Annotated in this window: 14 protein-coding genes; 3 read left to right on the forward strand and 11 right to left on the reverse strand. The window is 33.5% G+C overall.

The window, feature by feature from the left end; all coding sequences use genetic code 11:
- Nucleotides 1–8: 8 nt before the first annotated feature.
- From BHY08_RS09775 to BHY08_RS09820, 10 genes are all read right to left on the reverse strand, one after another.
- Nucleotides 9–377, reverse strand: coding sequence for a transcriptional regulator, SarA/Rot family (locus BHY08_RS09775; RefSeq protein ID WP_071457681.1), 369 nt, complete (start codon nucleotides 375–377; stop codon nucleotides 9–11).
- A 231-nt stretch (nucleotides 378–608) separates the two neighbouring features.
- Nucleotides 609–1,025 carry a hypothetical protein gene (locus BHY08_RS09780; RefSeq protein ID WP_071457682.1) on the reverse strand — a complete coding sequence of 139 codons (417 nt, stop codon included), beginning with the start codon at nucleotides 1,023–1,025 and terminating at the stop codon, nucleotides 609–611.
- A gap of 26 nt (nucleotides 1,026–1,051) precedes the next feature.
- Nucleotides 1,052–1,210 (reverse strand): hypothetical protein, encoded by a 159-nt coding sequence (locus BHY08_RS11060; RefSeq protein ID WP_157093670.1) that lies wholly within the window; start codon nucleotides 1,208–1,210, stop codon nucleotides 1,052–1,054.
- 105 nt (nucleotides 1,211–1,315) lie between these two features.
- The gene (locus tag BHY08_RS09785; protein ID WP_084657260.1) at nucleotides 1,316–1,888 is read right to left on the reverse strand and encodes a DNA-3-methyladenine glycosylase I; all 573 of its coding nucleotides are present in this window, start codon (nucleotides 1,886–1,888) and stop codon (nucleotides 1,316–1,318) included.
- Nucleotides 1,889–1,916: 28 nt separating this feature from the next.
- Nucleotides 1,917–2,897: a GHKL domain-containing protein gene (locus BHY08_RS09790; protein WP_071457683.1), complete on the reverse strand. Its 981-nt coding sequence runs from the start codon at nucleotides 2,895–2,897 to the stop codon at nucleotides 1,917–1,919.
- A 418-nt stretch (nucleotides 2,898–3,315) separates the two neighbouring features.
- Nucleotides 3,316–5,031: an ABC transporter ATP-binding protein gene (locus tag BHY08_RS09800; RefSeq protein ID WP_071457685.1), complete on the reverse strand. Its 1,716-nt coding sequence runs from the start codon at nucleotides 5,029–5,031 to the stop codon at nucleotides 3,316–3,318.
- 77 nt (nucleotides 5,032–5,108) lie between these two features.
- Nucleotides 5,109–8,327 carry a DEAD/DEAH box helicase gene (locus tag BHY08_RS09805; RefSeq protein ID WP_071457686.1) on the reverse strand — a complete coding sequence of 1,073 codons (3,219 nt, stop codon included), beginning with the start codon at nucleotides 8,325–8,327 and terminating at the stop codon, nucleotides 5,109–5,111.
- An 11-nt stretch (nucleotides 8,328–8,338) separates the two neighbouring features.
- Complete coding sequence (locus BHY08_RS09810; RefSeq protein ID WP_071457687.1) at nucleotides 8,339–11,470, reverse strand: AAA family ATPase; 3,132 nt, start codon at nucleotides 11,468–11,470, stop codon at nucleotides 8,339–8,341.
- A 10-nt stretch (nucleotides 11,471–11,480) separates the two neighbouring features.
- A complete protein-coding gene (locus BHY08_RS09815; RefSeq protein WP_071457688.1) occupies nucleotides 11,481–12,614 on the reverse strand; it encodes an exonuclease SbcCD subunit D in 1,134 nt (377 codons plus the stop codon).
- Nucleotides 12,615–13,213: 599 nt separating this feature from the next.
- A complete protein-coding gene (locus BHY08_RS09820; RefSeq protein WP_071457689.1) occupies nucleotides 13,214–13,852 on the reverse strand; it encodes a lysophospholipid acyltransferase family protein in 639 nt (212 codons plus the stop codon).
- A gap of 131 nt (nucleotides 13,853–13,983) precedes the next feature.
- Here BHY08_RS09820 and BHY08_RS09825 point away from each other — a divergent pair, with 131 nt between their 5' ends.
- The 3 genes from BHY08_RS09825 (at nucleotide 13,984) to BHY08_RS09835 (ending at nucleotide 16,613) form a co-directional block, all read left to right on the forward strand.
- The gene (locus tag BHY08_RS09825; RefSeq protein WP_071457690.1) at nucleotides 13,984–14,727 is read left to right on the forward strand and encodes a tRNA1(Val) (adenine(37)-N6)-methyltransferase; all 744 of its coding nucleotides are present in this window, start codon (nucleotides 13,984–13,986) and stop codon (nucleotides 14,725–14,727) included.
- Entirely contained in the window at nucleotides 14,714–14,977 is a 264-nt protein-coding gene (locus tag BHY08_RS09830; protein WP_071457691.1) for a GIY-YIG nuclease family protein, read from the forward strand. Before BHY08_RS09825 ends, BHY08_RS09830 begins: the two co-directional genes overlap by 14 nt.
- Before the next feature lie 556 nt (nucleotides 14,978–15,533).
- A complete protein-coding gene (locus BHY08_RS09835; protein ID WP_245729981.1) occupies nucleotides 15,534–16,613 on the forward strand; it encodes an ISL3 family transposase in 1,080 nt (359 codons plus the stop codon).
- A gap of 136 nt (nucleotides 16,614–16,749) precedes the next feature.
- Here the strand turns inward: BHY08_RS09835 and BHY08_RS09840 are convergent, their stop codons facing one another.
- Nucleotides 16,750–21,297, reverse strand: a complete 4,548-nt coding sequence (locus BHY08_RS09840; protein ID WP_071457692.1) for a Cna B-type domain-containing protein — start codon at nucleotides 21,295–21,297, stop codon at nucleotides 16,750–16,752.

Consider the following 21,297-nt stretch of genomic DNA (forward strand, 5'->3'; position numbering starts at 1 on the left):
TGACTTAATCATAAACGTTCATTTAGGATAATATCTATATATCTCTCAGCTTCAATCAACATATTTTTTCCTTTTTTTGTTAGATGGATATATATACCACGTTTGTCATCTAGACACGTCGTTCTTTCTATCATACCATAATCTTCACTTTCCATTCTAACCATCATTCTAGACATTGCACTTTGACTTAAATTAAAATATTTACTTATATCAATCAATTTAATACAGTGGCCAGGTGTCTTTCCCAAATAATATAAAACATAATATTCATTTAATGATAAATTCACTTTTCTTTTTAGTGTATTTTCTAATTTTTTTTCTAGCTTATTATGTTGATTGGTATAATCTAACCATCTCTCCATTAAATTATTTTCCATACTCACATTCCTCACCGTATTATGTATCACATCTACACTATACATCATTTAAGTAACTAATAATATTAATAATATTTTAATGTGTTAGCCTATTATTATCTAATGTCTATTGTAATAATAGTAACTTTAACAACTATTTATAATTATTACACTATTTGTTAACAAAAAATTCACAAATTATAGATATTATATAAATGTACCAACAAAACAACCCTAACAAACTTTTTCATTTTATTTACTCCTCCAAAGTAAATAAAAACAACTCCTTCCTTGAATGGTTAATCCATTCAAGGTTTTTTTATGTTCTTTTCTTAAAAATACCACTGTCTTTATGACTATTTCCGGTAATAACACACTAACAATTAATACTATGATTAAAAATTTTGTGGATGAATAGATTTCTTTGGCTAAGAAGTTTTTTCCAATAAACCATTGAGCAAAAAATAATGTAACTGCTGATACACCATAAATCAAGATATAAGGTGAGCTGGCAGTATCCGTTTTTTTATCTAGATCAGGAACGAGCAAAGTCTGGCCTTTGCTAATAAAATTAGCATGTTCTGTTTGGTTTGTGTTCAAACGATTGAACTCACTACTTTTGATATTAGCATTTTGTGAAAACTTCTTTTGTTGCTCTTTATCACTCAAGCCAATCCCTCCATTATTTTATTTATTCAGCCGTCTTTTTGATCAACGTAATACAAAATAGATACACCCATTAATATAAACACTAACACAACGACCAATTCAACATTTCCTACTGTCAACAAAAATAATCTACCAAATAAGAGGGAAATAAAAATAACATCAGGTAAATCAATCATTTTTTTCATCTGTCTCAGCTCCTATTTATGTTGTTCTATCATGAGTACAGATTATCATAAAAATGTCCTTTATTTATAAAAATACCCTAAATGACACTTATCATTGCTCAAACGTTAATTAGTGATACCCGTTCGTCTAAAACAATCAACCACATGATCATCAACAAGCCCGACTGACTGCATGAAAGCATAAACGGTTGTCGTACCTAAAAATTTGAATCCTCTTGATTTTAAGTCTTTACTAATTTTATCGGAGAGTTCGGTAGATGAAGGAACTGACTTAATTGTTTCCCAACTGTTTATAATTGGCTTAAAATCAACAAATGACCAAATGTAATCACTAAAGCTTCCATATTCATTTTGTATAAGTTTAAAAGATTGTGCGTTACTAATTGTTGCTTGGATTTTTAAGCGATGACGAATCACACCCTCATCATTCATCAATAACTCCACTTTAGCTGTCGTATACTGACTAATTTTATCCACGTCAAACCCATCATAGGCTTTTCTTAACGTGTCTCTTTTCTTTAATATCGTTGACCAACTTAATCCTGCTTGCATACTTTCTAAAATGAGTGATTCAAATAATGTAGCATCATCATAATTTGGTGTGCCCCACTCATTATCATGGTATTGTTCTTCTAAATCATTGCTGTTTGCCCATTCACATCGTTTAATGATAACCATCTCCTATCATTTCAATAGTTTTACTTTTCTAGCCGACGCCATTCATCTCTTGACCTAAATCAATATCTAAGAAATAAAGTCCTCGCACATCTCTATGCTCATCTACATACTGTAATAAATCATTAGGACTATCTGTTGATAGAACAATTTCCATGTCATAGTCTTCAATCATTACATATTTTTTGATGATATCTTCTAAACGGTGTCGTTGTATCGCGTCGTCTTCGCAAATAAATATGGGGACCATCTTTTTACCTCCTGAGTTGATGATTATTTTTTGGATAAAGTGTTTGTCTGTCATAGATGTTTCTAACATGAGGTGTTTTTCTCGTTTACTCAATTCTCTTAAATTTGATAAACCAAGTCCTCTATTGTCATCTTTAGTTGAAAATCCTTCGACTTCTAATTGATGCAGAGATAGGGTGTTATCCCTAATCGGATTTTTTATGACAAATAAATAATTATCATCTAATGAAAACAAACCAACTTCTATTTTTCCATCTGGTATATGAACGACTTCCTCTATAGTATTATCAAATAGTATGCCTATCATCCTTATGAGTACCACAAAATCCACTGGCAAATTATCTGATATGACATCTGGCACTTCCATTTGAACTAATACACCTTGGTCTTTTGCTAACAACATTTTGATTGCCAGAATACTTTTTAATTCATCAGACTTTATATTTGAGAGTTCTTTAAAGTTAAAAGAGTTTGTGTCTAGTAGTTCCTGTGTTGGTCTAATAACTTCTTGATAGCAGTGAGATAGTTTGTCCATATCTTTTAACTGAATAAAGTAATCCAATGAAGATAGAATATTAACATAGTCATGTTTAAATTTTCTGATTTCATTGTACTGTCTTGTTGTTTCTTTGGCGTATTCGTTCATATACTTCATTTCTAATGTTTGCTTTACGACTTCTAGCCTAAGCTCTTGGCTATTTGATATAGATTGCATAGACGTATAAATCAATACAGCAAAAGCCATAATAATGATGATACTCACGAGAACTGGTACCTCTGTCCCAACATAATATCTGTATATTCATATGACTCTGACCCTGCATAAAGGAATTAATAAACAACCGACTGCTACTTTTTCTTTTTTTCTAGATTGAATAAACGGTATAACTTTATCTCTTACTAGCACACTTACCACATAGATAAGAAGGTACAAAAATAGTTCTGAAATTATCAGTCCTATATCCATACTCCATCCAAAATAGCGAAACAAGCGAACGATTTTTATGGTTAAATCTGATAAAACTATGGGAATTAAAAACGATATATTTAATAGCGTTGATATTTGAAGAAAATAAGCCATGATTATCGCCTCACTGGCCAGTTGTTTAGTTTGATTACTTTTATTTTATCACATGTTTCCTACAAAAAAGAAAAAAGCCAAGAGCAGTTGCTCCTAGCTTTTAGTTTCTAAATTGTGCGTCATATAATTTTTTATATGCTCCTTGTTTTTGCATTAACTCTTCATGTGAGCCACTTTCAACGATACCTGTTGTATCAACGACAACAATACGAGTTGCATCCTTAATTGTCGCTAAACGGTGTGCGATGATGAGAGTCGTGCGTCCTTTAGCCAGTGAACCTAGTGACTCTTGAATCACTTGTTCTGTTTCTGTATCAAGAGCTGATGTGGCTTCATCTAAAATTAAAATTGGTGGATTCTTTAAAAACATGCGAGCAATCGCCACACGTTGTTTCTGTCCGCCTGATAATCTCACACCACGTTCGCCGATGACTGTGTCTAACCCATCAGGCAAGCCGTCTATAACTTGTTCTAAATGAGCGAGTTTCACGGCCTCTAACACATCTTCTTCTGTTGCATCTAATTTTCCATATAAAATATTTTCCTTAATCGTTCCTGGAAATAAAAAGACATCTTGTTGGACTAATCCAATTTGTTCACGCAATGATTTTAATGTAACGTCTTGAATGTTTTGACCATCAATCAAAATATCACCACTATCAATATCATAAAAGCGTGGTAATAAATGGCATAAGGTTGTTTTCCCTGCCCCACTTGGCCCAACAAAAGCCACTGTTTCCCCTAATTTTATATCTAAAGATAAGTTATCAAATACTTGCGTGCCATCACTGTAGCTAAATGAAACATCTCTGTATTCAATGTTTCCTGTCACTGGTTTTAAGTCAACTGCCGTGTCACTATCTTGGATAGAGGGCTCTTTGTCAATCTCTTCAACAAATCGCTTGAATCCGGCAAACCCTTTTGGATAACTCTCAATCATAGTATTGATTTTCTCAATTGGTCTAGCAAACACATTTGATAACAAGATAAACCCAACGAAATTCCCATTGGTTATGTCCCCACGTATCGTGTAATAAGACCCAAATAATAAAGCAAATAAATTAATCAACCGAATCATCAAATAGTTATATGATGAACTCACTGCCATCGTTTTATAAAAAGCTAGTTTTGATTGACGATATAATTCGTTTAGTCCGGCAAACCGAGTGACCTCATGTTCTTCATTGGCAAAAGCTTGCGTCACACGAATTCCACTCACACTGGCTTCAATTCCTGCATTAAATTCGCCAAGATTTTCATAAATCGTTGTATTGACTTTTGTCATTTTTTTATTGAAAAAGACTAATGCAATCGTAATAAAAGGCACCATCACAGCTGTCGCAAAAGCTAGTTGAGGATGAATTTGAAACATTAATAGAAATGACCCAACAAGTGTCATAATCGTGATAAACACATCTTCTGGTCCATGATGAGCCAGTTCTGAAATTTCAAATAAATCACTCGTTAAACGTGTCATCAGCTTTCCTGTTTTTTGGTTGTCATAATAGTCGTAAGGTTGTTTTTGCAAGTGTGTAAATAACTCATTACGCATATCCGTTTCGATATTAACCCCTAACTTATGTCCAAAATAAACCACGACATACTGTAATGTGGTATTGATGACGTAAAATCCAAACAATGCCGCACTGACTAATAAAATCAAGCGAATATTTTTTAACGGCATAATTCTATCAATCACTTGATTGACAATAACCGGAAATGATAATTCAAGTAATGCTGCGATAATTGCACATGTAAAATCGACAATGAATAATGCTTTATACGGTCGATAATACGAAAAGAATCGTTTTACCATCTAACTCCTCCTAAATAAATACTGTAAAATAAACTATATCATACAAAAAGAAAAACATGAAAGAGTGACCTTTCATGTTAATCCTCATCACCAATGGCTAAAATATGTTTAATATCATCCATCGTCATTGATGACAATTCTGGTGCATCTTCTGAATGAAGGACTTTTTGGAACAGTGCTTTTTTTTCTAATTGAAGTTGATTCATTCGCTCTTCAATGGTGCCTTCAGCTAATAATCGCCATACTTCTACTTTTTTTGTTTGACCTATACGATGAGCTCGACCTGTTGCTTGTTCCTCAACTGCTGGATTCCACCACAAATCATATAAAATGACCGTATCTGCTCCTGTAAGGTTTAATCCTGTTCCACCAGCTTTAAGTGAAATCAAGAAAACATCTTTTTCGCCACGATTAAATCTCTCAACCAATTTTTGACGCTCTTTAACCGGTGTGCTACCACGCAAGTAAAATGTACCGACGTCTCTTTTTGCTAACTCATCTTCTAAAATGCTTAGCATTCCAGTAAATTGAGAAAATAATAATACGCGTCGACCATTACTTTTGGCTTGTTCAATTAAATCAAGTGCTTGATCCATTTTTCCAGAACCACCTGTGTACCCGTCAATGAATAATCCTGGATGGCAACAAATCTGACGCAGCCGAGTAATACCAGCTAAAATTGACATACGTTGTTTGTTAAAATCTTTTTCATTAAGCTGTGACATAGATTCTTGAATTTGTTTTAAATAAGCCACGTACACGGTTTTTTGTTCCCCTGTTAATTGAGAATATCGATCTGTTTCCACTTTATCTGGTAAATCTTGCAAGACTTCTTTTTTCACTCGACGTAATACAAAAGGCTTAATCATTGTGGCGACTTCAGTTGTTTCAAGCTGCTTAAACCGACGTTTTGGTGGGAAAAATCCCGGCATCAATAATTTAAATAATGACCATAATTCTTCTAATCTATTTTCAATTGGCGTCCCACTTAAAGCAAATACGCGATCTGATTTTAATCCAGATATTGATTGGAACGTTTTTGTTGTCGAATTTTTCACCATTTGTGCTTCATCTAAAATCACACTGTGACAATCAATTTTTCTAAATTCTGTACTATCTTGACGTAACGTTGAATAAGAAATAATCGCCACATCAACATCATCAAGTGACGCAATTTGTTCGTTTCTTTCTTCTTTTCCACCGATAATCAACTTAGATTTTAAACTTGGTGCAAATTTTTCTAACTCAAGTTGCCAATTATACAACAAACTAGCTGGAGCTACGATGACACTTGGTTTTGTCAACTCGCCATCTTCTTTTTCTGACAGTAAATACGCAATAGTCTGAATGGTTTTACCTAACCCCATATCATCAGCCAAAATTCCGCCAAAGTGATATTTGCTAAGTATTTTAAACCACTTAAAGCCTGTTAACTGATAGTCACGTAACGTGGCATTTAATTTATTCGGTAAAGAAACTTCAACCTTTTCAGGATGGGTCAACTCGTCAACCATCGTTTCAAAATAATCACTCGTCTCGACATCTGATAACTGTGTCATAGCTTCACTCAATACTAAACTACGATAAGTTGGGACTTCTAAACGATTACCATCTAGACGAATATCTTCACGCAATAAGCGTAGCATTTGATTGGTTTCTTTATATGCCTCATCATCAAGCATCAACACCTGACCATTGCGTAGCTGATGATACTCTTTATTTTGCATTAAACTACTTAATACGTCATTGACTTCTGTTTCATCAACAGATGAAATATCAAATTGGATATCAAACCATGACCCATTTTCAATAATACGAGCTTTTGGTTGATGCTCATCTGCTGTTAAATACAAAGCTTTAATATCATCTGAAAGATGCACAGTCGTGTATTTTTCAAACGTTGGAATTTCTCTTGTGAAGAAGTAAAAACGTTCCAAATCATTTGGAAAAGTTTTGCTATATTTTTGTGCATAAGTTCCGTACCCATAATGACGTAATAGTGTCAGTAGCCGTTCCTCTTGTACTTTATCACGTAACACGACACCTTCTTCACCGATGGACGTGCTATATTTCGGTTCATTTGAAAAGACATAATCCCCGTAACAAAAATCAACACGAACTACTAATGATGCCTCTTCTTTGTGGAAGTACAACTTAATATCTAATGGATATCGTAATACCTCATCATCTAATGATTCGGGTAATTCAAAGTCACACAACAATGCTAGTTGAGGTAAAACATACGAAAAGAGTGAACTCACCTGATCTTTGGTATAGTAAATTGTTGGCTTATCAAGTCGTTTCAGCATTTGGGTTAACACTTGATAACTAGCTGCCTGCTCTTCTGTTAATTCGTAAAAGCCATCTGTTCCAACTAACCATCGGTATTCTTCTAAAAACACAATAAACGGATCAATAATTGTCAATTCGTAATCCGTTAAACCCACTGGTGATAAAGTTACTGTCAATGGAATCTTCCCTTGATGAATCACCGCACGTTTAATCTGAGTATCAAACCCTTTTATAACAAATGCCTTGTCATGTTTAAAGTGATCAAATAACTCACGTGCTTCTTGCTTACTTAATATCATATAGCGTCTATCAATCACAGATTTAGCTTGTGAGCGACTATTAACGACTAATGTTTGTTGTTCTTTCATAGCCAACATACTGTGAATCAATGCATTATCTTCTGAATTAAATGCAGTTGCTCCGACTTTCCAATTAATCGTGCTAATCCGAATTTCCCTATCTTGTTTGTATGCTTCTAAAAATTCATCCATATTTTTTACAACATACGTTTTATTTGGTGTATCTCGTCTTCCGATTCTTAAATGGAGTCCCAAAACGGATTGTTCATCATGATACTCAGACGTTGGGACAATGTCTATTCCATATGTTAAAAACAAATCATCTGTTTGTCTAATCAGTTTTCTAAGTTCTGCTTCTTGCAGTCGTTCAAATCCTTTTGTAAAAACAACAGCTGGAGAAATAACTTTTGGTGCATCTGTTTCTTTTAATTCCGTACGAGGAATAAATCGTGATACCCTTTGTTCACGCATTGCAAGTTCTACTGCTACTGTGTGCTTGCAATAACCATGTTGTTCCCAATACATACACTGGCATACATCATCTTCTTTAGCTGTTCCGTCTAGTTCAACATAAAGCATGTCACTTCCGATGACTTCAGCGTACCATACACGTCTTTCTAGATTTTTAGACCAAGAGACAACCCTGCCTTCTTTGGCACACTCTCGTCCTTCTTCTATTACTTTTTCCGGTATGGACCACTTCATTTTACCACTCCTTACGTGAATTCTAGCTGTGGTGTCGCATGACTTCGATTGTCTTTAGACACTGATATTTTTAATTGTTGTGGGATTCTTTCTTTTAATTCATTAACATGAGAAATAATGCCAATCAATCGATTACTCTCACCCATTGTTTCAAGCGCACGAATCGCTGTTTCAAGTGCCTCCTCATCTAGCGAGCCAAACCCTTCGTCAACAAACATCGCATCAATTTTCACACCGCCTGCTTCACTTTGAATCACTTCAGCTAGTGCCAATGCTAATGTAAGAGACGCAATAAAACTCTCGCCACCTGACAGAGTATTGACTCCTCTTAGTTGCCCCACATTGTCATCAAAAATATCAATTTCTAAACCTGTTTTTTTCTTCGAGGATTGTTTGACATCTCTTAATGCAAAGGTATATCGACCTCGTGTGAGTTTTTTCAATGTGTGGTTTGCAACGGCCAAAATTTTACGCAGATAGCTTTGCAACACATATCGCTCAATGCTTAATTTATTGTCACTATCTCCATTTAACACATCTGATAACACACTCAGCTCATGCAATACTCGCATATCTTCTTTGATATCTGTCATCAATGTCTGAATCGTTTGAATTGTTTTATTGTTATTCTCCAATTTAATTTCTTGTTGACGTTTATCATCTACCACTTGTTCATACTTTTGGTTTGCTACTTGGTATAGTTTCTCTAATTTTGTTAAATCTGGTTTGTCTGCTTCTTTCGTTTTATCTTTCAAGCTCGATAACGTTTCTTTTAATGAGTAAATTTCTTTTTCAAATTGAGCAATGGTTTCTTCATACCTTACTTTATTTTCTTTATCGGCTAAGATAGTTTGAAGCATCTCTTCATCCCACTGATAATCAAATAAAAAGGCTGTTTTACTTTTTTCAAGTTCGGTTAATTCGTTTTGTAGGACTTGTTTATTATGTTCTAATTCCTCTAGCCTTGTTTGTAATTTCGTTTTATCAGTCATCATCTCAGATAATGATTTGTCACATTGTTTGCTTTCTTCATACCAAGTATCAATTTGTTGCTTGATTGTTTGTTGTTCTTTTTTTGCTTCTTCAAAAGAAGTAACATCTGTTCCTATACGTTTTTTCAACTCATCATTACTATGTTGACACAATCGTTTTTCTTCTTTGATTTGTTGGATAGTAGTCTGACTTTCACTTCGTTTTTTATCAAGCTGACCTAACTCAGCTTTAGCTTGTTCCAACTCTTCTTGTTTGACTTCAAGTTCTGTTAGCTGTTGTGTATAATCACTCACTTGTTGAGTGGTTATTTTAACTTGTTTAGTCACTGTTTCTAACCAATGTGTCTTATCTATCTCTACCATATTAGTTGATATTTTCTCTGATAAACTGGTTTGTTTGGATACTAAACTAGTTACCTTATCTTGTGTCGCATCTTTTTGTGCTTGTAGATGACTGATATCTTGAACTAACTGCTCTTCTTTTGTTGTAAGACATTCTATTTTCTGTTCTAAGACATCAAATTCTTCTTTGGATAGTTGTGTTACATGAGCAGGTTCTGGATGGTCAATCGCGCCACAAACTGGACAAGGTTCACCGTCTATCAAATCTAAACTCAATCTAGCAATTTGACCTCGTGCCCACGAATCTTTTTTCTCTGCTAATTTAAGCTTTAAGTCCTCTAATTCTTTTTGTCGTAACAACAGTGTCTCTTCATGTTTTTCATACTCTTTTTTTAAAGACTCTTCTTCACCAAGATAAGTTTGAAAAGATGTCACATCGTCTAATAATGATGTTTCTTTCACTTGTTTTTCTTTTAAGTTAGTCAGTTCCTTGTATAAAGAAGGAATAGTATCCACTGCTTGTTGCAACTCATCTTGGTTTTGTTTTGCGTTTTCAACATGTGTTTCAAGCTCTTTTAATTCAACTGCTTGTTTTTCTTCTTCTGTGACTAACTCTGCTAGTTTTTTAGCTAACTGTGCTTCTTCTTCAAATAATGGCAGACGTTCTTCTAATTTCACCAAATAAGTTTCAAGCTCTTTTATCGTTGTTTCTTGATTATCTAGCGCTTTTTTCTTATCAACTAATTCCAAGTGATGTTTTTCTACCTCGTGAAGTTCTGTTTTGGTTATCGTTTGTTGTTGCACTTGTTCATCTAGCTTTGTCTGAGAAGTGCTGATATCAATCAGTACTTTTTCTAATGGTTCTAATTGAGAAAAACGTGTCATACGTTGTTTCAAGTCATTGATTTTCTCTGTTTCAAGCAATCGTTTCTCTAGCATTTTTTCGGTTTCATCTTTTTCGACAAATAATTTTTCTAACGCTCGAGCTACTTCTAATCCAGCAAGTTGGTCATCCCGTTCTTTCTTAACTAACGTCACGTTATCATTTAAATCAGCAATGTGTTGCTCTTTTTTTTGTTTTTGTTCATCATATAACGCTAATTTTTCTTCGATTGTCCTATCACCTGACACAGTTTCTAGGAACTCTTCATCCCATTCGACTTGTTCAAAGAGCGTTTGTAATTTTTGTTGTTCTTTCTTTAACTCATTAGAATGCTCTTTTTTCTTATCTTTAAGCTTTCTAGCGATTTCTTGATACTTAGAAGTATCAAATAACTGGCGTAAGACAGCTTCTTTATTGTCACTATCAGATTGTAGAAACCGTTGAAAATCACCTTGTGGCAACATCACGATTTGCGAAAATTGTTTTGCACTAAGTTGTAATAACTCTTGGATATGAATGTTAACATCCATTTGTTTGGTATACTGTGCTTCTTCTTTCCCATCTTCATCAAAAATTGTCAAAACTGATTTGGCTTTTTCTAATTTTTCTCCCTCACCACGTAACCTTCTACGTAATTGCTCCGGCTCACGAACGATATGATACGTTTTTTTGTCATGTTCAAACACAAATGTTACGCGTGTCACATCATCAATCGTCGAAAAATTTGACCGCATTTCTTTTGCTTCACGAGAATCACCTGATGTGTTTCCATATAATGCATAACTCATCGCATCAAAAAGTGTTGTCTTCCCAGAACCTGTTTTACCTGAAATTAAAAACAATGATTGTGCGTAAAAAGAAGAAAAATCAATCGTCTCATCTTCATATGGTCCAAAATATTCTAACGTTAATGTTAAAGGCTTCATGATTTCCCTCCTATTTTTCTTTCTCTACATCAATCAATGCTTCTTCTAACCATTCATGTTGCTTTATGGTTAGAGCTTCATCGGTCACGTCTTCAAAGTAGTTTGCGATGACTTCTTTTGGAGAGACTTTTTTTATCTCGATATCGTCATAGCGCTCATCCGTGATATCTTTTTGTTCGCTGATACGTTCTAAACTAATCATTCGTGGATAAATTTGTCTAAGTTCTGACAACGCATTTGGCACACTTGTTTTATCAGTTAATTCAACCGCAATATAATTTTCACGATTAACGTCTTGATAAAACTCATAATCTGTTAATTCTGAAAATTCGCCACGTAAAAGGGCCACATCTCGTAAAGGAGCTATTGGGATAAACTGACTTTCTACGCCGTCATCTTTTAGAGTCACCACACGGACACCTTTATCCTGATTTCTCTCAGATAATGAGTATTTCAATAATGACCCACTGTATTTAATCGACGCTTGATTACTTAATGCATTTTTATCATGTAAATGCCCTAATGCCACATAATCAAACAACTCAAACATATCAGCTGGCACACTAGAAAGTCCTCCTACTTCAAGTGGTGTTTCAGATTCACTTTTACACGCGCCAGTCACAAAAAAGTGGCTAATTAACACATGATATTTATCTGGTAAAAAGAATGATTTTGCTTCTGTCATAAGACGCTCCATAACAAGTGGAATAGTCACTAGCGTATCGTCATTAAAATACAATCTTGCATGAACCGGCTCAATGTAAGGCATTAAAAAGAACTGTGTATCACCTACCACAACAGGAGAAAAAAATTGTTCCAACTGTGTGTATAAATAAAATTGCTCTTTTTCTAGCCAAGGAGATCCTGTTGATAATCTTGTCGCACTGTCATGATTACCTGAAATGGCTAAAACAGGAAATTTATGCACCAGATTCATCTCAATCATCATCGTATTTAACAACTCAACTGCCTCAACAGACGGCATCGAGCGATCGTATAAATCTCCTGCGACAACAATTGCATCGACATCTTGTTCTGTCGCAACCTGTAGCATTTTATCAAATGCATCTCGTTGTTCTTCTAGTAGACTGAATCCATTTAATTTACGTCCTATATGCCAATCAGCTGTCTGTAAAAATTTCATCGTATTCCTCCAAAAAGGTCTTCTCTCCATTATAACAAACTTTAATCAGATTGTTTAATGGATTCCTTATCTTGACCTACTTACTTTTTTAACGAAAAATTTTTCTCACATTTCATAAATTCTACAGACTTTTTTAAGCTAAATTTAAGAGGATCACGTTAAACTATGTTTATAGTTAATTAATACAACTTAATTATGTTGTGGGTGAACGAGGTGTTTTGACTCATTGAGATTTAACAGACAGTTCATTCTCTATCCTTTGAGGTGTAGGTTCGAATCCTACCATCCACGTTATTTCTTTTCCCCCAAAAAGAAATAAATAGCTAAATAACTTTTTTATTTTTTCCTTCCTTCTCTCATCATTTTATGGTGAGAGTTTTTTATTTTTTACGATCATATTAGTCTTATTTTAGTATTTCTGTTAACTTCTTTGTATACAGATTTTTGAACAAAACTACTATGACCTTACAAATAATAACCTATTAGTTAAGAACACGACCTCTAATTTTTATTCATTTAATATTTAAATATGCCCATCAAACGTGATGTTGCATTAACTACATGTCAACAATAAAAAATAAAAACCCTTAGAATAATTTCTAAGAGTCTATTTTTTCTTTTTTAACTGGTGGCACATAAACGAAATCTGGATTGACTTGATAATCTAATTGATTAAATGCTTCTTGCATACGTCTTTCCACTTCTGCAATGCCATCTTTGTCCATTTTTTTAATATCTGAGATATCAATTGGCGTTCCATACGCAACTGTCACACGACGTTTTGTAAACAATCCACCGAATGTCAATGGTCCTTGGTACACAGCTGGAATAATATCAACTTTCCCCATTTTTGCGATAAGTGCCGCACCACCTTTTAGTTCTTCAGAGTAACGACTGCCACTAGGAAAGACCATGACGCTTAAATCAGTGTTTTTCAACGTTTTAACTGGTGTTTTAATCACACTAGGGCCAGGATTATCACGATCCACAGGAAAAGCATGACATTTTTTCAAAATATAAGATAAGATCGGATTTTTAAATAATTCTTTTTTTGCCATAAAAGCAAATTTTTTCGGCCAAGCTCCCATAGCAAAGTACAATGGTTCAAACCATGTTCTATGTGGGCTGACTAGGACATAATTTCTATCTTTTGGTAGATTGTCTTTACCAACAAATCTTGAGTTGGTATTGATGACAAACGTTAAAAATCGAACAACCGCTAAAAGTACTCGATACATTTTTTTCATCCTTTACATTAAATTCCCTATCAGTATGCCGAATTAAATCAAAACTTGCAAGTTTTTCTTATTCTATTTTTATGTAACTTTGATATAATGTACAAATGATATCAAAGGATGTGACTTAATTGATGACAAAACTCAATCCAGGTGAACGCATTGACCAACTGCTATCACAAGACATACAAATCATTCAAAGCTCTGATGTGTTTTCATTCTCGCTAGATGCTGTATTATTAGCTCATTTTGCCTCGATTCCTAAAAGAGGGGCTATCGTCGACTTTTGCGCTGGAAATGGTGCTATCGGCTTATTTATGCACCCTAGAACACACGCAACAATTACTGGCGTTGAACTACAAGAAAAGCTCTATGATATGGCGAAACGCAGTATCGAATTAAACCAGTTTAACGACTCAATGACCATGATTCATGCTGATGTTAAAAACATCACGCAATTTATAAAACCCGATTCAGTGGATTTTATCACATGCAATCCACCTTACTTTAAAGAAGCGCCAAATAGTAAAAAAAACCCTAATCCTTATTTAGCGATTGCTCGTCATGAAATTCATTTAGGAATTGATGATGTGTTTCAACAAGCCTCTAAGCTATTAAAAATGAATGGAAAAATTGCGATGGTACACAGACCTGATCGTTTGATTGATATTTTACATAGTATGGAAAAAAATCGTATTGCGCCAAAACGAATCCAATTTGTCTATCCCAAAACGAATAAAGAAGCCAATACATTACTCATTGAAGGAATTAAAGATGGGAAAACAGATGGATTAAGAATTCTTCCTCCTCTTTATGTTTATGGTGAGGATAATGAGTATTTACCAGAGATTAAGGAGATGCTTCATGGCACAAGTTAAACATCACTATTTTTACGTATTATTATGTGCTGACAATACTTTTTATGCTGGTTATACCACAAACTTAGAAAGACGACTAGCTGAGCATAACTCTGGTAAAGGCGCAAAATATACTAGACTAAAAAAAAGACGACCAGCAAAAATGATTCATCATGAAGTATTTGAAACAAAAAGTGAAGCCATGCAAAAAGAATATGCCTTTAAACAATTAACACGTCTTAAAAAAGAAACCTATTTAGCCGATAATTAATCGAATTTTATTCAAACAATTGCACACATGTCTTCATATTTATTTCATAGATAAGAGTTATTATTCTTTGTGTAGTAACAAACAACCCTACAATTTTTTTACTTTATTTACTCCCCCAAAGTAAATAAAACAACTCCTTTTTTCTACCAGTCATGTGGCTGGTAGTTTTTTTGGGCTCTATAATTTCTACTGTTGGTAACAAAAGTTACCGGCAGTTTTTTTGTACACAAAAACGGCTCTATAATTTTTACTGTTGGTAACGAAAGTTACCAGCAGTTTTTAGTACACAAAAACATGTGTTATCCGTTAGAATGAAATTGCGAAAAACAAACCAAGGAGGATACCACATATCATATTCACAGACTATCAAAGATATCTTAAATATACTAGACTTAAATATTATTTTTAATGAAAACTGTTTATCTACTGAAAAAATAAAAGGCGTGTTCTCTCGGATATTCCATGGCTTTTTAGAAGAATCTCCTCAATGCTGTCAGCATTGTCAAAGTAACCACTCTAATATTATTAAATGGGGATATACAACTAGTCTAATTAAATGCCTAGTGTTTCGGAATATGTCACTTATATTAGATTAAAGAAACGTCGTTTCTTTTGTAAAAAATGTAATACGACCTTTGTTTTAGATACTCCTTTCGTTTCTAGAAACAACTGTATTTCTAATAATTTGAAACGGCTTGTCGCAAAACAATTAACCTCTAAATACGCCATGAGTGGTATTGCAAAACAAACGAATATCTCAACTTCAACTGTCTATCAAGTATTAAAAGAACGGTATCAACCAATCAAGAAATATAGTTATGAGCTGCCATCTGTCCTTTGTTTTGATGAATTTAAATCCGTTAAAAAAGTAGCTGGTTCAATGAGCTTTATTATGATGGACGGCGAAACAAATGAATTAATTGATATTTTACCTGATCGAAGATTACCAAAAATTGAGAATTATTTTAACGGCTTCTCTTTAGCTAATAGGAAACACGTAAAATATGTTGTTTCAGATATCTATCAACCTTATATCACTTTGACTAAACGGGTTTTCCCTAATGCTAAAGTAGTTTTAGATAAATTCCATCTCGTTCAACATATCGGCAGAGCATTTCAAAAGATACGGATTAAAATAACGACTCAATTAAAATATAAAGATAATGGCATTATCTATAGGAGAATTAAAAAATATTGGAAGATACTTCAAAAAAGTTATGACAAATTAGAGTATATCGAGCAACATTGGAGTCCTTTATTTAAAGCGTATCTTTCTGAAAAAGAATTACTTAAACGCTTGCTAGCCTATGATTCTAAATTGACAGAAACTTACAACACCTATCAACAAATTTTAAGAGCGATTCAAACAAAAGATTATTCTTTATTTATAGAATTAAATGATCAACCGACACAATTTAAAGAGTTTGTTACTGTTTTTAAAACATTTAAAAAGTATCGAGAAGAAATAAAAAACACCTTTGAAACATCTTATTCAAATGGTCCCTTAGAATGTATGAATAACCATATTAAAGTCATAAAGAGGAATGCCTATGGCATGAGAAGTTTTTATAATTTTAAGCTACGACTATCAATTTGTTTAAAGAAGTCTGCTTTCAAATCACCAAAAAAGATCTAGAAAACTAAAAAGCTTTCTAGATCTTAAATTCTAACGTTTGATCTTTTACCCACACTAGTTGACCAAGAGCCCCAATTTAACTCATCAGTCCTATTTGACAAAGAGCCCATAAAATTGATGTTTATAAACATGGATTTTAGTGTTTTCTTCTAATATAAAAAGCACCCATTGACATTAATAATATGCCTGCTCCATAGAAAATAGGACTCATTGAATGACCTTCACCTGTACTGGGTAAATTCGATTTATTATTATTTGTTGTACCACTTCCACTAGTTCCGGGTACTTTTGATACATTGTGAGAGTTTGTCAAAGTGAGGTGTCCTTTACCATCATCTGTGACAGTAGCAGTATAGCCTTTTGGTACATTTATTTCTTTCACTGTATACTCAATGGTTTTACCATTTTTCTTTTCATCTAATTCTTTCCAAGTATATTGCCACTTGTTACCTTCGTTTAGTGTCACAGGTTTACCTGATTCTTTGCCATCGGCATAAAGTTGAACACTAATATCTTGTGGACGAATACCATCTTGGTTGTTTGCGTCATTCCAATGTTTTGATACAGTGACACTGGTTTTTCCTGGTGTGTAACTATTTGTAATATTGTTGTCTTTCATTGAGACGGTGTAGTCAGACACTCTGTCTTCACTAACCGTATAAACAATTGGTTCGCCATTTTCATATTTATCTAAATGACTAAACGTATACGCCCAATTATCTTTTTCAGTCACTGTTTTCGAATCAACTTTGACACCATTTGCTAATAAGTTGACTTTGATTGATTCTGGGCGTTTACCATCTTGATTGTTGGCATCATCCCAGGTTTTCTTGCCAGAAACTTCTGTTTTTTCTGGTTCATGAGAGTTTGTGATTATAATATTGCCATTGTCATTATTTGTAATGGTTGAGTTATAGCCTTTTGGTACATTTGTTTCTTTCACTGTATACTCAATGGTTTTACCATTTTTCTTTTCATCTAATTCTTTCCAAGTATATTGCCACTTGTTACCTTTGTTTAGTGTCACAGGTTTACCTGATTCTTTGCCATCGGCATAAAGTTGAACACTAATATCTTGTGGACGAATACCATCTTGGTTGTTTGCGTCATTCCAATGTTTTGATACAGTGACACTGGTTTTTCCTGGTGTGTAACTATTTGTAATATTGTTGTCTTTCATTGAGACGGTGTAGTCAGGCACACTGTCTTCACTAACCGTATAAACAATTGGTTCGCCATTTTTATATTTATCTAAATGACTAAACGTATACGCCCAATTATCTTTTTCAGTCACTGTTTTCGAATCAACTTGGGAACCATTTGCTAATAAGTTTACTTTGATTGATTCTGGGCGTTTACCATCTTGATTGTTGGCATCGTCCCAGGTTTTCTTGCCAGAAACTTCTGTTTTTTCTGGTTCATGAGAGTTTGTGATTATAATATTGCCATTGTCATTATTTGCAATGGTTGAGTTATAGCCTTTTGGTACATTTGTTTCTTTCACTGTATATTCAATGGTTTTACCATTTTTCTTTTTATTTAATTCTTTCCAAGTATATTGCCACTTGTTACCTTCGTTTAGTGTCACAGGTTTACCTGATTCTTCGCCATCGGCATAAAGTTGAACACTAATATCTTGTGGACGAATACCATCTTGGTTGTTTGAGTCATTCCAATGTTTTGATACAGTGACACTGGTTTTTTCAAGTAAATAAGTATTAGTTATATTATAGCCATCAATAGATGTTTCATATCCATGAACGGGTTCTTCAATAACTGTATAAGTAATCTTCTTTCCATCTTTATATACAGGTAATCCGGTAAAACTATACTCCCAGTTGGTCGTTTCATCGACTATTTTTTCAGCTTCAGGTTTTCCATTAGCAATTAAATAAACAGTAATAGATTTAGGTCGCTTTCCATCATTATCGTTCGCATCATTCCATGTTTTGATACCTTTAATATCAGTCACTTCTGAAGTATAATGGTTAACTAAATTTGTTCCGTTAATAGTGGTTTCATAATGAGGGATTGGTTCTTCTTGAATAGTATATTTTATTTCTTGTCCGTTTTTATATTTATCTAAATTATCAAATTCGTATGACCAAACACCAGACTTATCAGGTGTTACCTCTTGTTGCTTTATACGCTCACCATCTGCATAAAGATACACAATAATTGATTTAGGACGTTTCCCATCGTTATTGTTATCATCATCCCACGTTTTAGTTCCTGAGATTTTTGTTTTATCTACAGCATGAGTATTTAATAAATTTATGTCATTTACTGTTAGATCGTATCCAGGTACAGGAATTTCCTTAATAGTATACTCTATTTCTTTCCCATTACTATTTTTAGGTAGATCTGTAAATGTGTATACCCAATTGGTTTCTTCCGTAACTATTTGACGATCAACTTCCTCTCCATTTGCATATAAAATAGCTGTAATTTTATTTGGCCGAATGCCGTCTTGATTATCTTGGTCATGCCATGATTTTGATCCAGTAACTGTTGTTGTTTCTGGAGTATGTGTGTTTGTTATATTCACTCCATCACTCTTTGTTTCATATCCCTCTACTGGTGTTTCCTGTACAGTATAGTTAATTTTTTCCCCTTGTGAATAGACAGGCAAATCATTAAATTCATATAACCAATTATCTGATGCCGTCACAATTTTTTGAGCTGTTTTAACACCATTTGCGTATAAACTGATTGTAATTTTATCCGGTCGAATACCATCTTGATTATTGCCATCATTCCAAGTCTTTTCACCTTGAATCTTTGTTAACTCAACATCATGCTTATTTGTAATAATAATATTTCCATGATCATCATCATCAATAGTTGTTGTATAACCCGGTATATTTTTAGAACCATTCACTTCTTCAACTGTATATTTAATTTTTTCTCCACTATCCATTAAAGGTAAATCTGACCATGTTGTTGACCAGTTATTCTTTTCATCTAACAATACAACAGAACCTATCGCTACCTTACCTTTTTCAGTTTGTTTATAAAGTTGAACTTCAATACTGCTTGGTCGTATGTTATCTTGATTGTTATTGTCATCCCACATCTTAGCGACTGAAACGCTCGTTTTTCCTGGAGTATAAGAATTTGTAATCGTTGTGCCATTCACTTCAGTTGAATAGTCAGGAACGGTATCTTCTGCAATGCTATAAACTATTTTCTTTCCATTCGCATATACAGGTAAATTTGTAAATTCATAAGTCCAATGACCTTCTGAATTAGGTGTTACAATTTTTTCATCTATTTCCTCACCATCTGCTAATAAATTAACAGTCACTGAATTAGGACGCTTATTATCCTGATTATTCTGATCATCCCAAACTTTTTCACCAGATATTTTAGTCACTTCTGGACTATAAGAATTCGTAATAGTAGTAGATAATTGATCTTTATCTGTTGTGATAGATGAACTATAAGGCTCTATTTCTCCTAACTCTTTCACACTATACTCGATTTTTTTCCCATTCGTAATAGCATCTAAATCATTCCATGTATATTGCCAATTGTTGTTAGCATTTAATGTTATGGGATCTCCCAGTTTTTGATTATTAGCATATAACTGGACAGTTATCTCTTTTGGTCTTTTACCATCTTGATTATTCTGATCATCCCATTTTTTGTAGACAGAATAATGTGTTTTATCGTTGATTTCAATTGATTTTTCAGTCAATAGTACTTTACTAAATTTATACCCACCCAATACTGGTTGTTTATTATTTTTATTGTCATAATGAGTAGTAAATGCTTTATCTGAAGTAACTGTTGCACTTGCTGATACTATAAGTTTTGATTGTGATTCTTGCAAAAGCTTTTTAGGTACTTGTATATATATTTTATTATTTGATTGCGGTGTAATAGTAACGTCCTTAGTAACATCACGTTTTTGACTCTTATCTTCTATTGACACTGCATACTTGATATCTTTAACATCGAACGATTCGGTTGATCCTGAATTTACAATAGTAGTTGAAAAAATATAAGTATCATCATCTTCACTTTCTTTAGATAATTCTGTCGCTTCATATTTAATATTATTAATAACATTTAACGCATCGGTATACGTCGGATTATAAAAATTTTTATTTTTATTTGCTTCGTTAATTAATGCAATAACCTCGGGATTATTTTTAATTACATTACGACTCATCGAAAATTGTGTAGGATTAGTAAAATGCCAAATTGCTAATTGTGTATAGACATACTTATTGTAAAAATTAGCCTTATTAAAGCTATCTATAGGACTGTTTCCACCACTTTTATTGGGTGTGTTTTTATTCCATTTAAGGTTTTCAATATTATTATAAAAATTTGACGATAACCAATTAATTTCTGGTTTTAATTGTTTACTAGGTTCTAACGTATTTAATTCTCCATCAGTTGGATTATATTTGCGTTCGTCTAAACAAAAGTACATATTATTTTCCTTATCTCCAATAATAGAAATATTAAAAACATCATTAGCACTGTTCAATTTAACAATATCTTCCTTAATTTCATATCCATAGACTAGGGGAACACGATCATCAATATTTTTATTTTGCTCAGGTAACATCCCCGTGATTTCTGAATTCGATGATGCCCATACCAAATCAGTTTTAATAACTAGACAAATAGAAAAACAAATTAGCATCATAATAATATATATTTTTTTCAA

Source organism: Vagococcus teuberi, from assembly GCF_001870205.1.
GTDB lineage: Bacteria > Bacillota > Bacilli > Lactobacillales > Vagococcaceae > Vagococcus > Vagococcus teuberi.